The following is a 467-nucleotide window of genomic DNA, read 5'->3' on the forward strand; positions in this document are numbered from 1 at the left end:
TGGTACAGCGGAAGACCGCCGCGAATACCGACAACAGCATAGTCAACCAGTGATGCAACAACTATATGAATGGCTCAACCAACATCATCTGACAGTGCCATCGAGTTCTCCCACCGCCAAGGCCATCAATTACACTCTGAAGCGTTGGCCAGCTTTAAGCCGCTATCTGGATGATGGCAATCTACCGATATGCAACAATTGGGTCGAGAATCAGATGCGTCCCTGGGCGTTGGGGCGCAAGAACTGGCTGTTTGCAGGTTCGCTGCGCAGTGGTCAGCGAGCGGCAAACATCATGACGTTAATCCAGTCAGCAAAGCTGAATGGCTTGGATCCGTATGCCTATTTAAGTGATGTGCTGAAAAGGTTACCGACACACAAAGTGACCCAAATTGAAGAATTGCTGCCGCACTGCTGGAAACCTAAATCGAATTAAAAAATAGGTATGGGATTCAGCGGACGCTTACGAT

1 protein-coding gene is annotated in these 467 nt (G+C 49.3%); it reads left to right on the top strand.

Annotated elements, in window-relative coordinates; translation table 11 throughout:
• On the top strand, window positions 1-433 hold a 433-nt coding region (locus L6C30_RS14740; protein ID WP_031946027.1), incomplete at its 5' end, for a transposase.
• Between the last annotated feature and the right edge of the window lie 34 nt (window positions 434-467).

Origin of the sequence: Acinetobacter sp. KAM396, assembly GCF_021602765.1 — a bacterium.
In the GTDB taxonomy this organism is placed as follows: domain Bacteria; phylum Pseudomonadota; class Gammaproteobacteria; order Pseudomonadales; family Moraxellaceae; genus Acinetobacter; species Acinetobacter towneri_A.